The organism is Thiohalorhabdus denitrificans (genome assembly GCF_001399755.1).
Classification (GTDB): domain Bacteria; phylum Pseudomonadota; class Gammaproteobacteria; order Thiohalorhabdales; family Thiohalorhabdaceae; genus Thiohalorhabdus; species Thiohalorhabdus denitrificans.
Map to the genome: position 1 here is coordinate 83,945 of NZ_LJCP01000007.1, position 12,646 is coordinate 96,590.

The window sequence follows — 12,646 nt, forward strand, 5'->3', positions numbered from 1 at the left end:
AAAAGGGGGACGTTGACAGGTGCCCGCCCCGTCGCTAGGTTCGGTGCCTTTCCCAGCCGGAGAAGCGATCATGGCCCGAATCACCCCCGAAGAGGTGCAAGCGCTTCTGGAGAAGCCCTTCCTCGATCTGGTCTACGAGGCCCAGACCGTCCATCGCCAGCACTTCCGCCCGGGGGCGGTCCAGGTGAGCAGCCTGCTGTCGGTGAAGACCGGGGGCTGCCCGGAGGACTGCGGCTACTGCTCCCAGGCCGCCCGCTACCACACCGATACGGAGCGGGACGGCCTGATGGAGGTGGACGAGGTGCTGGAACGGGCCCGCGCGGCCCGGGAGGCGGGGGCCACGCGCTTCTGCCTGAGCGCCGCCTGGCGGGGGCCCAAGGACAAGGACCTGGATCAGGTGACGGAGATGGTGGCCGCGGTCAAGGAAATGGGCATGGAGACCTGCGCCACCCTCGGCATGCTCCGGGAGGGCCAGGCGGAGCGCCTGGCGGATGCGGGCCTGGACTACTACAACCACAATCTGGACACCTCGCCGGAGCACTACGACGAGGTGATCTCCACGCGCACCTACGACGACCGGCTGGATACCCTGCAGAGGGTGCAGGACGCCGGCATGAAGGTCTGCTGCGGCGGCATCCTGGGGTTGGGCGAGGAGCGCAGCGACCGCGCCGGCCTCATCGCCCAGCTCGCCGCCCTCGATCCCCAGCCGCAGAGCGTGCCCATCAACAACCTGGTGCCGGTACCGGGCACCCCCATGGGCGACCGGGAGCCGGTGGACGCCGTGGAGTTCATCCGCACCGTGGCCGCGGCGCGCATCGCCCTGCCCACCTCCTACATCCGGCTCGCCGCCGGCCGCCTGTCCATGACCGAGGCGGAGCAGGCCCTGTGCTTCATGGCCGGGGCCAACTCCATCTTCTACGGTGAGCAGCTCCTCACTACGCCCAACCCCGATGAGAACAGCGACCGGGCCTTGCTGGACAAGCTGGGCATGACCATCGAAGAGGTCGCCCAGGACGCCCGGGCCTGAAGGCGGGCACCCCGGCGGCGAGCCGCCGGGAAAGGGCACAGCACGAACGGGGCCCGGCGTGATCGCCGGGCCCCGCGTGTTTGGTGCGGACCTCCGCCGCTGCCGCGGGGGTGAGGCGCCGCCGCCGGCGTCGGAGCGAGCCGGTCAGCTCTCCTGGCCGCCCCCCCGCCATTCCTGGATCCGCGCTATGAGCGTGTCCGTGTCCAGGTCCCAGGGGGCCTCGCCGGCGTAGAGGCTGACCCGCCCGCTGCGCAGGTGCTGGTACCAGGCCCCCAGGAACTTGCGGTAGGTCTCGTCCACGTACCGGCTGTCGGCGGCGGCCTCCGGGCCGAGATAGGCCGCCCCGGACAGGCTGTCCCCGTGGGCGGCCAGATCCGGGTCCCCGGCCAAGGGCTCGGCCTCGGGATCACGCAGACGGAAGTTGCCGTCGGTGTCCAGACAGAGGACTCGGCGCTCATCGGCGGGGGCCTGCGCCAGCACCCGCTGCAGGGCCTCCCGGTCCGGGACCCGTGCCGTGCCTTCCCGGTGGGCAATGGGGTGGATGCCGATCTCCCCCGGGGCGAAGGGGCCCCGGTCGGGGGCGGCCTCCCAGGAGAGTCGTCCCCGCCAGTCCTTCTGCAACCGGCCGGCGAGCCACCGCCGGGCCTCGGCGGGATCGGTGGTGGTGAGGTCGCCCGCGCTCAGCGGCTCGGCGAACTGGGCCTTGCGCCAGGTGTGGTCGTCCTGGAGGCGCCAGGCGCGGCTTCCGCTGGGGTTGAGGGCGTCGATGGAGTAGCGGGGCATGGCGGATCCCTTCCGGCGGTGCGCGGCGATTGCGGGGCTTTCCCCCAGGCTAGCGCCTTGGCCCGATCACCACCACCGTGAGGTTGTCCTGAAAGGGGTTGCCGGCCGCATGGACGGCTTCCGCGAGGGCGCTGGGCGCCTCGGGGGGCGGGGATTCCCGGAGGACGGCCGCGATCCGCTCGTCGCCGAGGGTGTCCGTGAGCCCGTCGCTGCACAGCAGGAAGGTCTCGGAGCCCGCCAGGGGCCCTTCTTGGGTGCCGGGGTAGGCCTCCTGCTCCAGGCCCGCGGCCCGGGTGAGGACATGTCCGTAGGGGTGTCGGCGGGCCTCGGCGGGGGAGATGCGGCCCTGGGCCACCCAGTCCTGCACCAGGGTGTGGTCGGTGGATAGCTGTTCCAGCCGCTCCCCCGTCCAGCGGTAGGCGCGGCTGTCGCCGAGCCAAGCCAGCTCCCAGCGGTGGGGGTGGAGGCGCAGGGCCACCAGGGTGGTGCCCATGTCGGAGTCGCGGCGGCGGGCCTCCTCCCAGGTGGCCCGGTTGGCGGCGACCACCGCTCCCGGCAGGTCCGCGTCTTCCAGGATGGCGTGCTTCAGGCCCGCCAGGGCCGTGCGGCTCGCCACCTCCCCGTGGCGGTGGCCGCCCATGCCGTCGGCCACCGCCCACAGGCGCAGGTCGGGGGCCTCCAGGAAGGCGTCCTCGTTGGCGCCGCGGGCGCCGATCTCGGAGACCGCGGCGCTGGTCCAGGGCTCCATGGCGGGCATCCCGCTGTCGGTCAGGGGTCTTCGACGATCCGTTCGGGGTCGGGGCGGGGCGGCAAAACCGCCTCGGCGGCCTCGGGGTCGAGGGCGTGGCCGATCCCCGCCTCGGCCTCGGCGAGCAGCTCCGCTTCCAGCTCCGCCTCCAGCTGCGGCAGCCACGTGCGCTCCTCGAAGCGCACGTGGGCGTTGACGCACTGACCGAGGCGCAGCGTCTCCTCCCAGGCACCCTCCAGGTCGTCGGCGCGCAGGCGGCGGCTCAGGCGCTGGGCCACCCGGTGGATGCCGACGTGCTCCTGCAGCACGCGCGTGGCCAGGGGGTCGGTGGCCGGCCGCTGCCAGCGGCCCAGCAGGCCCTCCTCCTCGGCCCGGAAGTGGGGGACCAGCTCCACCTCCCAGAAGCGGTGGGCGGCCTCGGCCACGGCCCGCTTCTCCGCCGCCTCCGGCGGCGGAGCGAGGCGGCCCCATTGGCGCAGGGTCTTGGCGAAGACCAGGGCGATGTGGTGCTGCCGGCTGAGGGGCTGGAGCGGGTCGCTGCGGCGCATGCTGTCCTCGTTTCCACCATTGCCTTCGGCGGCCGTCGGGGGCAAGGGCTGGAAGGCCGCCGTATGCCAGAATGCGGGAATCCCCATCCCTACCCGGAGACGCCGTGGACCGCAAGATCCTGTACCGCCATCGGGACGACGAGGGGACCATCGAGGTGGTCCAGGAACGGGACGCCCGCAGCCTCTACTTCGGCAGTCCCTCCAAGCAGAGCAGCGTCCGTCCCGACGCCCCCCACGAGCTGGTTCTGCCCTACACTCGGACCCTTACCGCCGCTCTCCTGTTCCGGCCCGAGCCGCGCCGGATCCTGCTGGTGGGGCTCGGCGGCGGGGCGCTGGCCCACTTCTTCCTGCACCACTTCCCGGAGGCCCGGGTGGAGGCCGTGGAGAACCGAGCGGAAGTGGTGGCGGTGGCCCGGGACTTCTTCGCCCTGCCCCTCGACCACCCCCGGCTGACGGTCCACCTGCGCGAGGCCGGGTCCTTCCTCGCGGAGCCGGGCACGGCGCCCCGGGAGGGCTGGGACCTGATCGTGGCCGACGCCTACAACTCCGAGGGTCCGGACCCCGCCACCCTGCTGGAGGACTTCTACCAGCGTTGCCGGTCGGGGATGCACCCCGAGGGGGTGCTGGCGGCCAACCTGTGGAGCAGCCGCCGCCGGCGCCTGCGGGCGGCCCTGGACGCCATGGAGCGGGTCTTCGGCGCCCCGGTCTACCGGCTGCAGGCGCGGGGAAGGGCCAACGTGTCGGCCTTCGCCGGCCGGGGCGGCCTGCCGGCGGAGCCCGGCCCCACCCTGGCGGACCGGGCGCGGTCCCTGGAGGAGCGCATCGGGCTGGCCTACGAACGCTACCTCGCCGACCTGGAGCCCAATCGCAGGACCTGGCTGGACGCTATCTTTCCCTAGCCCGGGCGGGTCAGTCCGTCAGCGGTCCCACCTCGTCGGCCAGCCGCTCCGCCCGCTCCACCATGGAGGCCAGCACGTCCAGACCGCGGTCCCAGAAGCCGGGATCGGCCAGGTCCAGCCCGAGCAGGCCCACCAACGCCTCCGGGGAGTCCGAGCCGCCCGCCGCCAGCAGCTCCAGGTAGCGGGGCACGAAGTCCTCGCCCTGGTCCCGGTAGCGCTCGTACAGGGCCAGGGTGAGCAGCTCGCCGAAGGCGTAGGCGTAGACGTAGCCGGGCACATGAAGGAAGTGGGGGATGTAGGACCACCACGACCGGTAGTCCTCGGTGAGCACCACGCTGTCGCCGAACATGGGGCGCTGGGTCTCCAGCCACAGCTCGCCGAGCCGCTCCGCCGACAGCTCGCCCTCCTCGCGCCGGGCGGTGTGCGCCGCGTGCTCGAAGCGGTTCATGGCCACCTGGCGGAACACGGTGGCGAACATCTCCTCGAGCTTGTTGCACAGCAGCCCCAGCCGGGCGCGCTCGTCGGACTCCCGGCCCATGAGGTGCTCGAAGGCGAGCATCTCGCCGAACACCGAGGCGGTCTCGGCGGTGGTCAGCGGCGTGTCGGCGTTGAAGTAGCCCCGCTCGCGGGCCAGGTACTGGTGGACGCCGTGGCCGAGCTCGTGGGCCAGGGTCATGACGTCCGAGGGGGTGCCGGTGAAGTTCACCATCACGTAGGGGTGAGCGTCCGGCGTGGCGGGGTGGGAGAAGGCGCCGCCCTGCTTGCCGTCGGCCACCGGGGCGTCGATCCAGCCGCGCTCGAAGAACATCTCGGCGATTTCGCGCATCCGCTGGGAGAAGCCGCCGAAGGCGTCCAGCACGGTGGCGCGCGCCTCGTCCCAGGAGACGGTGCGCTGGGTGCCCGGCAGCGGGGCGTAGCGGTCGTAGTCGTACAGGGTATCGAGGCCCAGCAGGCGCGCCTTGAGGCGGTAGTAGCGCGCCACCAGGTCGTAGCGGTCCGTGACCCGCCCCACCAGGGCCTCCACCATGGCGTCGGAGGCCTCGTTGTCCAGGTTGCGCTCCGTGAGCCAGTGCGGGTAGCCGCGCAGGCGGTCCTCGATGGCCTTGTCGGAGAGCACGGTGTTGAAGACGTGGGTGAGCAGGGGCAGCTGCTCCTGCAGCCCGGCGGTGAAGCCCGTCGCGGCGGACCGTCGGGTGGCGCGGTCCTCCCGCTTGAGGCGGGCCAGGACCTCCTCCTCGGGCAGCCCTTCGCCGTCCACCGTGAAGCGTAGCCGGGCGAAGGTCTCGTCGAACAGGCGGTTCCAGGCGGCGCGGCTGGTGAGCTGCTTCTCCGCCAGGATCCGCTCCTCCGGCTCGGAGAGGCGGTAGGGGCGGTGCTGGCGAGCGGTCTCCAGAAAGTGGCGGTAGCCGGCCAGGGCGTCGTCGGCCAGCAGGGCCTCGGCCCGGTCCGCGTCCACCCCCTGCCATTCCAGCTGGAAGAACAGCACCTGATTGCCGATGGCGGTGGCCCGCTCCTGCACGTGGGTGAGCAGGGCCCCCACCTCGGGGTCGTCCGTCCGCACCGTGTGCAGGAGCTGGATGTAGACCGCCGGCCGCGCCAGGCGCTGCTCCAGGGCTTCCAGATCGGTCACCGCTTTGGCCAGCTCGGCGGGCTCCAGATCCGCCACGCGGCCGTGGTAGCGCTCGCGGAAGGCGCCCGCCGCCGCATCGGCGGCGTCCAGGTCCTGCTGAAGGGCCGGGTCCTCCGGCCCGCTATAGAGATCGGAGAGGTCCCAGCGGACCGCTTGCACGTCCGTGGTCATTGCGCCGGCCCTCCCTTGTCGCGGGCCAGCCGCTGGACGCACTCCAGGTAGCCCTGCTCGTCGGGCTGGGTCCCGGAGCGCTGCGCCTCCCACAGGGCCCGGCCCAGGCACTCCATGATCTCGTGCTCGGCGGCGTGGGTGTCGCCCATGCCGGCCGCCAGGCGCTGGTAGGCCTCGCGGATCCCCTGCGGGCGGTCGGTGCCCACCTGCTCCGCGATGGCGATGTGCATGCCCATGTGGAGGAAGGGGTTGGTCTCGCCGCTCTCCGGGGTCCACTCGTAATCGGCGTAGCCGGCGCGGTCGCCCACCACCCGGTGGTACTCGGGGTGGCGGTGGAGGACGTCGATCACCAGCTGCTCCCCGGGCTCCAGGGTCTCGCCCTTGTGGAACTTCTCCCAGGAGCGGAAGAACACCTCGCGGGTCTCGGAGCGGTCGTTGCCGAATAGCATGGGGGAATCCTTGTTCGCTTTTTCGCAGGTCTAAATCGGATTATTTACCACGGAGGGCACTGAGGTCACGGATGGATGCCTCGCGACGTTAGCGCCTTGCGTAGGAGCTCGCTTCAGCGAGGGAATTCATCAATGGCTGGATGGCCGAATCGGGCTGGCGCTCGCTGAAACGAGCTCCCACAGGCGGGCCGTGGGTTCGAGTCTTTTCCTTGGCGTCTCTTGGCGCCCTTGGCGGTTTGGTGTTGGCGTTCTGCCGTTCACGAGGCCGCCGACTCGGCGTACTCCGCCTTCTCCGGCCACAGGCACAGATCGAACACCCGGCACTGGGCGCACTTGGGTCGCCGGGCGGTGCAGGTGTAGCGGCCGTGGAGGATGAGCCAGTGATGGGCGTGGCGCTTGTAGGCCGCCGGCAGGATGGCCTCCAGGGCCCGCTCCACGGCCGTCACGTTCTTGCCCGGGGCCAGGCCCGTGCGGTTGGAGACCCGGAAGATGTGGGTGTCCACGGCGATGGTGGGGTGGCCGAAGGCGGTGTTGAGGATGACGTTGGCCGTCTTGCGGCCCACTCCCGGTAGCCGCTCCAAGGCGGCGCGGTCCTCGGGGACCTCGCCGCCGTGCTCCGCCACCAGGATGCGGGCGGCCTCCGCCAGGTTTTTGGCCTTGTTGTTGTACAGGCCCAGGTTGCGGATGTAGTCGCGGATCCCCTCCTCCCCCAGCTCCAGCATGGCCTGCGGGGTGTTGGCCACGCGGAACAGCTTCTCCGTGGCCTTGTTCACGCCCACGTCGGTGCTCTGCGCCGACAGGCTCACCGCCACCAGCAGCTCGAAGGGAGTGGAATAGTTGAGCTCGGTGGTGGGGGCGGGGTCGGTCTCCGCCAGGCGGGCGATGAAGGCCTCGGCTTCCTCGGCGGTCATGGCGCGCGGGGCGTCGGACATGCGCTTGCTCCCTGGGCTACTGGGCGGGGTCGGGCCGATGCAACAAGCAGGGCGGCCCCGCGGGACCGCCCTTGTGTGGGTCCGGAGGGGCCGGGCCCTCAGGTGTGGCGGAAGCCCGGGATGTCGTCGGTTTCCTCCTTGGGCTTCTGCTCCGCCTTCTTGCCCAGCTCCGCCACCTTCTCCTCATGCCGCCGGGTAAACTCCTGCTTGTCCTCATCGGACATGGCCAGGTAGGCCGTCTTGCCGATGAAGTTGCCCAGATCGGCGGTGCGCACCGCCCACTTGTGGCCGTGGAGGTGGAAGTCCTCGCCGTGGTGCTGGCCGTGGGGGTAGTGCTGGAAGGTGGGGCCGAAGGCGGCCTTGAGTCCGTTGTCCTTCTCCATCCGCTCCAGGACGAAGTCGTACAGGAAGCGGTAGTACTCCTCCTCCAGCTCCTCGTCGAAGCCGTGGTACTCGAAGAAGCTATGCATGGTATTGCGGTCGACGCGCTTCTCGAAAGGCAGCTCGTGTCCGCTCATGGTTCTTTCCTCGTCGCTGGGTTTGCCTAACGGTGATGCAACCCGGTCATTCCCCCTCGCCGAAGCGATCCTCCACCAGCTCGCTGATGGCGTCGGCGGCGTCCTCCTCGTCCGGGCCTTCCGCGATGAGCTCGAGCTCCGTGCCGCGGCTGGCGCCGAGCATCATGACCCCCATGATGCTCTTGGCCGATACCGTCTGGCCTTCGCGGGTGAGGCTGACCTCGGACTCGTAGGAGGAGGCCAGGGAAACCAGCTTGGAGGCCGCACGCGCGTGCAGCCCCAGCTTGTTGATGATGCGCAGGGGCCGCTGGATCATAGGTGGCCCGGGGACGGGTGGCGCAGGGAGCGGCTGCGGCCGAGCACCACTCCCTCCCGGCCCCCCTCCAGGGCCTTCTGCACCTGCTCCTCCAGGGGCCGGGAGCGGTAGGTGAGCAGCCGCACCAGCATGGGCAGGCTGGCCCCGGCGATCACCTCGATCCGGCCGGGATCCAGGAAGTCCATGCCCAGGTTGGCCGGGGTCCCGCCGTACATGTCGGTGAGGATGATCACGCCCTCCTCCCCGGCCACCTCGTCGAGGGCGGCGCGGATGCGCTCGCGGGCCTCCTCGTAGGCGGTCTCCGGGCCGATGTCCACCGCCGCCAGGGCGGCCTCGTCGCGGCCCATGATGTGCTGGGCGGCCCGCACCAGCTCGTGGCCGAGGTGCTGGTGGGCGATGATCAGGATTCCGGCCATGGGCAATGTCATTGCGCTCCTGGCCCCGGTTGATGCCCCGCCGGCTGCCCGGACCCCAGCTCCCGGTGGCGCACCAGCACATGCGGCGCCCGGTCGCCGAAGCGCTCGGCCAGGCGTTCCACCATGTACACGGACCGGTGCCGGCCCCCCGTGCAGCCGATGGAAACCGTCAGGTAGCTGCGCGGCTCCTCGGCGTAGGCGGGCAGCCAGTCCTCCAGCAGCCGGTGGACGTCCGCCAGCCGCTGCTCCAGCTCGGGCTGGGCCTCCAGGTAGTCCCGGACCGGCTGGTCCAGCCCGGTGAGCTCGGCCAGGCCGGACTCGTAATTCGGGTTGGGCAAAAAGCGTATGTCGAAAAGGAGGTCGCTGTCCATCGGTATGCCGTGCTTGAAGCCGAAGGACTGGAAGAGCAGCGTCAGGGGGCGCGGGGCCGAGCCGCCGGAGGCGAAGTCCTGCACCCGCCGCCGCAGGGTGTGGACGGAGAGCTCGCTGGTGTCCAGGACGCGGTCGGCGGCCTCGGCGAGCGGAGCGAGGTGGCGCCGCTCCAGGCCGATGGCCTCGGGCAGGCTGAGGCCGCCCTCGGCCAGGGGATGGCGGCGGCGGGTCTCGCTGAAGCGCCGCAGGAGGCTGGTCTCGTTGGCCTCCAAAAAGAGGCCGCGGATCTCCAGGTCGCCCTCCTTCTCCAGGCCGTGCAGGACCTGCGGCAGATCCTCGAGGTGGGCGCGGGTGCGCACGTCCATGCCCACCGCGGCCTTGCGCACCGGTTTGGGCCCGGAGGCCAGCACCCGGGCCAGGTCGCACAGCAGGTCGGGCGGCAGGTTGTCCACGCAGTAGTAGCCGGCATCCTCCAGGGCATGGATGGCGCTGGATTTGCCCGAGCCGGAGATGCCGCTGACGATGATCAGTTCCATTCGCCGCCCCGGTCGTCCTCCAGCAGCCGCTTGCGCAGCCGGTCCCGGAAGTCCTTCTCGGGGTTGAACCCCGAGGCCTTGTGGAAGTAGCTCTGCACGGCCACCTCCACCATCACCGCCAGGTTGCGCCCCGGCGTCACCGGCAGCACCACCCGGGGGATCTCGATGCCCAGGATGGACTGGGTATCCTGCTCCTGCTGGAGACGGTCGATCTGGGAGAGGTCGTCGCCCTGGACCCGCTTGAACTGGATGATGAGCCGTAAGCGCTTGCTGGCCACGATGGTGGCCGGGCCGAACAGGTGGCGGATGTTGAGGATGCCCAGGCCGCGCACCTCCATGTGGTCCTGGAGAAGCTCCGGACTGCGTCCCACCAGCATGCCGGGGACCTCGGCGGCGAGCTCGGGGGCGTCGTCGGCGATGAGGTGGTGGCCGCGGGTGAGGAGCTCCAGGGCCACCTCGCTTTTGCCCACCCCGCTGGGGCCGGTGAGCAGGGTGCCCAGGCCCATGACGTCCAGGAAGACGCCGTGGACCGTGGTTCGCTCCGCGAGCACCCGGCTCAGGTAGTGGTGGAGGTGGTGCACCAGTCGGGGGCTGGAGAGGCGGGCCAGGAGCAGGGGGGTGCTGTGGGCCTCGGCCACCTCGGTGAGCTCCGGTGGCAGGTCCTGGCGGCCGCGGTCGCTGACCACCAGGGCCGACAGGCCCTTGCCGAACAGGCCCTCCAGGGCGGCGCGCCGGTCGCCCAAGGCCATCTTGTTGAGGAAGCTGATCTCGGCGCGGCCGAAGACCTGCAGGCGGTTGGGGTAGACGAAGTCCAGCTGGCCGGCGAGGGCCAGGGAGGGCTTCTGGACCATCTCGGACTCGATCTCGTGGTCCCCGGCCGCCCGCGCCGCCACCCATTCCAGGCCGAGGGGCTCGGCCTGGGCGTTGAAGACCTCCTCAACGGTGATGGTGGTGGCGCTCACTGGCTCGCCATTTCCTCGTCCTTGCCCACCAGGAGGTCGTAGAGCTCACGCCCCGGGGCGTGGCGCAGGCGCTCCCGGAATTCCCCGTCGTCGAGCATGCGCGCCAGCCGGGAGAGCACCTGCAGGTGCTGGTCGTTCTCCTCGTCCGGCACCAGCAGGGCGAACACCAGGGACACCGGCTGGTCGTCGAGGGCGTCGAAGTCCGTGGGCTCCTCGAGCCGCGTGAAGGCGCCGAGGGGCCGGTCCAGGTCGGCCATGCGCCCGTGGGGGAGGGCGACACCGTGGCCGACGGCGGTGGAACCGAGCTGCTCCCGGCGCAGGAGGGTCTGGAACACCTCGCGCTCGTCCAGCTCGGGATGGTCGGCGTGGAACTCTTCCGCCAGCTGGTCCAGGAGGCTCTTCTTGCTGGAGGCGGCCAGATCGGTGCGGATCCGCCCCCGCGACAGAAGGTCCCGCACCCGGATGGGCCCGTTGGCCTCCTGGGGCTCGCCGTCCTCCGGCTCAGTCGGTGGCTTCGGGGGGCTGTTCCTTGGCATCGCGGGCTTCACGCTGGTGGTGGTCTTTTGCTTTGCCTTGGTGCCGGCGCGCCTGCCGGTCGATCTTGTCGGCCATCGCATCGATTGCCGCATACATGTCCTTGTCTTCGGCTTCGGCGTGCAGGGTGGCGCCGTCGACGGTGATGGTGATCTCGGCGATGTTGCGGATCTTCTCCACCGACAGCACCACGTGCGCCCCGGTGGGGTTGTCGAGATGGCGCGCTACCCGGTCCGTCTTCTCGCGCACGTAATCGCGCAGGGCGTCGGTGATCTCCAGGTTTTGACCGCTAACCTCTGGCTGCATTTGCTTCCTCCCAGTGGGGGGCGGGGGCCGCCCGGTTCAGCGCCGCGTCATCCGGCGCCGCTGGCTGGAGGAGGGGATGCCCAGGGCCTTGCGGTATTTCACCACGGTCCGGCGGGCCACCTGGAACCCCTGCTCTTCAAGGATCTCGGCGAGCTTGGCGTCGCTGTACGGCTTGCCCGGCTCCTCCTCGTCCACCAGCCGCTGGATCATGGCCCGGATGGCGGTGGCGGAAACGCCCTCGCCGTCGGAGGTGCCCAGCTGGCTGGAGAAGAAGTACTTGAGCTCGAACACCCCCTGCGGGGTGTGCATGTATTTCTGGGTGGTGACCCGGGAGACGGTGGACTCATGCAGGTCCACGGCTTCGGCGATGTCGCGCAGGACCATGGGGCGCATGGCGGTGGGGCCGTTCTCCAGGAAGCTCTGCTGCCGTTCGACGATGGCCGTGGCCACCTTGAGCAGGGTCTCGTTGCGGCTGGCCAGGCTCTTGATGAACCACCGCGCCTGCTGGAGGTGGTCCCGCACGTACTTGCGGGCCTCCTGGTCCGCGGCGGTGCCTCGCACCAGATCGGAGTAGGCGGCGTTGATGCGCAGCCGGGGGATGGCCTCGGCGTTCAGCTCCACCTGCCAGCGGTCGCCCCGGTGGTAGACCAGGACATCGGGGAGGACCGTGGGGGCGGTCTGGCCGCCCATGACCGAGCCCGGACGGGGGTTGAGGGTACGGATCAGGTCCACCGCCCTGTCCAGCTCCTCTTCCCCCACGCCCAGGGCCTTGCGGATGCCCTTCAGGTCGTGCTTGCCCAGGTCCTCCAGGTGGTGGGCCACCACCGCGCGGGCCGTGTCCAGGCCCGGGGTGTCCTGTTCCAGGAGGTCCAGCTGCGCCCCCAGGCACTCCGCAAGATCCCGGGCCCCCACCCCCACCGGGTCCAGGTGCATGACCCAGACGTGCACCGCGTGCACGTCCTCCTCGGGGACCCCAAGGGTCTCGGCCACCTCGGCCAGGGTCGCCGTCTGGTACCCCTCGTCGCTGATCCCGGAGACCAGGGCCTCGGCGATGGCCCGGTCCCCCGGGGACAGGGGGGCCATGTGGATCTGCCACAGGAGGTGGTCGCCGAGGGTCTCGGGCGCGGAGTTGCGGGCCTCGATCCCGGGCAGCTCGTCCTCCTCGCCGGAGCCCGAGAGCCCGGGGCTGTCGGGGGCAACCCCCGCGTCCCAGTCGGTATCCACCGACTCCGCCGTGCCCTGGTCCTCGGAGGCCCGCTCGGGCTCGGAGGTCCGGTCCTCCACCTCCATGGAGGAGAGGGGCTCGGAATCGGCCTCCGTCTCGAACTCGTCCTCGTTCCCGGGGGTGACCTCCTCCAGCAGGGGGTTCTCCTCGAGGGTTTCCCGGATCTCCTGATCCAGCTCCAGGCGCGATAGCTGCAGCAGATGGATGGCCTGCCGCAGCTGCGGGGTCATCTTGAGCTGCTGGGAGACCTTGAGTTCGAGGGCTGGTTTCATAA

The 12,646-nt window shown here is 70.8% G+C and carries 16 protein-coding genes; 2 read left to right on the forward strand and 14 right to left on the reverse strand.

Translation table 11 applies throughout. The annotated features are described in order from the left end of the window. Positions 1–70: 70 nt before the first annotated feature. Entirely contained in the window at positions 71–1,027 is a 957-nt protein-coding gene (bioB, locus tag AN478_RS03570; RefSeq protein WP_054965257.1) for a biotin synthase BioB, read from the forward strand. A 144-nt stretch (positions 1,028–1,171) separates the two neighbouring features. Here bioB and AN478_RS03575 read toward each other — a convergent pair whose 3' ends face one another. Genes AN478_RS03575 through AN478_RS03585 form a run of 3 tightly spaced genes read right to left on the reverse strand, consistent with a single transcriptional unit; the run spans position 1,172 to position 3,106 of the window. Further along, positions 1,172–1,810, reverse strand: coding sequence for a hypothetical protein (locus AN478_RS03575; protein ID WP_054965258.1), 639 nt, complete (start codon positions 1,808–1,810; stop codon positions 1,172–1,174). Between the two features lie 49 nt (positions 1,811–1,859). Next, positions 1,860–2,558 carry a PP2C family protein-serine/threonine phosphatase gene (locus AN478_RS03580; RefSeq protein WP_074471402.1) on the reverse strand — a complete coding sequence of 233 codons (699 nt, stop codon included), beginning with the start codon at positions 2,556–2,558 and terminating at the stop codon, positions 1,860–1,862. Positions 2,559–2,578: 20 nt separating this feature from the next. Beyond that, the gene (locus AN478_RS03585) at positions 2,579–3,106 is read right to left on the reverse strand and encodes a hemerythrin domain-containing protein (RefSeq protein WP_054965260.1); all 528 of its coding nucleotides are present in this window, start codon (positions 3,104–3,106) and stop codon (positions 2,579–2,581) included. Positions 3,107–3,210: 104 nt separating this feature from the next. On the opposite strand from AN478_RS03585, the gene AN478_RS03590 reads away from it, so the two are divergent. Further along, positions 3,211–4,005: a spermine/spermidine synthase domain-containing protein gene (locus AN478_RS03590; protein WP_054965261.1), complete on the forward strand. Its 795-nt coding sequence runs from the start codon at positions 3,211–3,213 to the stop codon at positions 4,003–4,005. Positions 4,006–4,015: 10 nt separating this feature from the next. Here AN478_RS03590 and AN478_RS03595 read toward each other — a convergent pair whose 3' ends face one another. From AN478_RS03595 to AN478_RS03645, 11 genes are all read right to left on the reverse strand, one after another. Next, the gene (locus AN478_RS03595) at positions 4,016–5,806 is read right to left on the reverse strand and encodes a M3 family oligoendopeptidase (protein ID WP_054965262.1); all 1,791 of its coding nucleotides are present in this window, start codon (positions 5,804–5,806) and stop codon (positions 4,016–4,018) included. Continuing rightward, a complete protein-coding gene (locus AN478_RS03600; protein ID WP_054965263.1) occupies positions 5,803–6,255 on the reverse strand; it encodes a DUF1841 family protein in 453 nt (150 codons plus the stop codon). The genes AN478_RS03595 and AN478_RS03600 overlap by 4 nt, the downstream gene beginning before the upstream one ends. Before the next feature lie 257 nt (positions 6,256–6,512). Further along, entirely contained in the window at positions 6,513–7,166 is a 654-nt protein-coding gene (nth, locus tag AN478_RS03605; protein WP_054965517.1) for an endonuclease III, read from the reverse strand. A gap of 119 nt (positions 7,167–7,285) precedes the next feature. After that, the gene (locus AN478_RS03610; protein WP_054965264.1) at positions 7,286–7,705 is read right to left on the reverse strand and encodes a hypothetical protein; all 420 of its coding nucleotides are present in this window, start codon (positions 7,703–7,705) and stop codon (positions 7,286–7,288) included. Between the two features lie 46 nt (positions 7,706–7,751). Further along, positions 7,752–8,021 (reverse strand): HPr family phosphocarrier protein, encoded by a 270-nt coding sequence (locus AN478_RS03615; RefSeq protein ID WP_054965265.1) that lies wholly within the window; start codon positions 8,019–8,021, stop codon positions 7,752–7,754. Continuing rightward, positions 8,018–8,437, reverse strand: a complete 420-nt coding sequence (locus AN478_RS03620) for a PTS sugar transporter subunit IIA (RefSeq protein WP_054965518.1) — start codon at positions 8,435–8,437, stop codon at positions 8,018–8,020. The genes AN478_RS03615 and AN478_RS03620 overlap by 4 nt, the downstream gene beginning before the upstream one ends. An 8-nt stretch (positions 8,438–8,445) precedes the next feature. Then, complete coding sequence (gene rapZ, locus AN478_RS03625; RefSeq protein ID WP_054965266.1) at positions 8,446–9,345, reverse strand: RNase adapter RapZ; 900 nt, start codon at positions 9,343–9,345, stop codon at positions 8,446–8,448. Then, complete coding sequence (gene hprK / locus AN478_RS03630; protein ID WP_054965267.1) at positions 9,336–10,307, reverse strand: HPr(Ser) kinase/phosphatase; 972 nt, start codon at positions 10,305–10,307, stop codon at positions 9,336–9,338. The genes rapZ and hprK overlap by 10 nt, the downstream gene beginning before the upstream one ends. Further along, on the reverse strand, positions 10,304–10,843 hold the full coding sequence (gene ptsN, locus AN478_RS03635; RefSeq protein WP_143004135.1) for a PTS IIA-like nitrogen regulatory protein PtsN: 540 nt from the start codon (positions 10,841–10,843) through the stop codon (positions 10,304–10,306). The genes hprK and ptsN overlap by 4 nt, the downstream gene beginning before the upstream one ends. After that, the gene (gene hpf, locus AN478_RS03640; RefSeq protein WP_054965269.1) at positions 10,809–11,147 is read right to left on the reverse strand and encodes a ribosome hibernation-promoting factor, HPF/YfiA family; all 339 of its coding nucleotides are present in this window, start codon (positions 11,145–11,147) and stop codon (positions 10,809–10,811) included. Before hpf ends, ptsN begins: the two co-directional genes overlap by 35 nt. A gap of 36 nt (positions 11,148–11,183) precedes the next feature. Then, positions 11,184–12,644 carry an RNA polymerase factor sigma-54 gene (locus AN478_RS03645; protein ID WP_054965270.1) on the reverse strand — a complete coding sequence of 487 codons (1,461 nt, stop codon included), beginning with the start codon at positions 12,642–12,644 and terminating at the stop codon, positions 11,184–11,186. Positions 12,645–12,646: the final 2 nt, after the last annotated feature.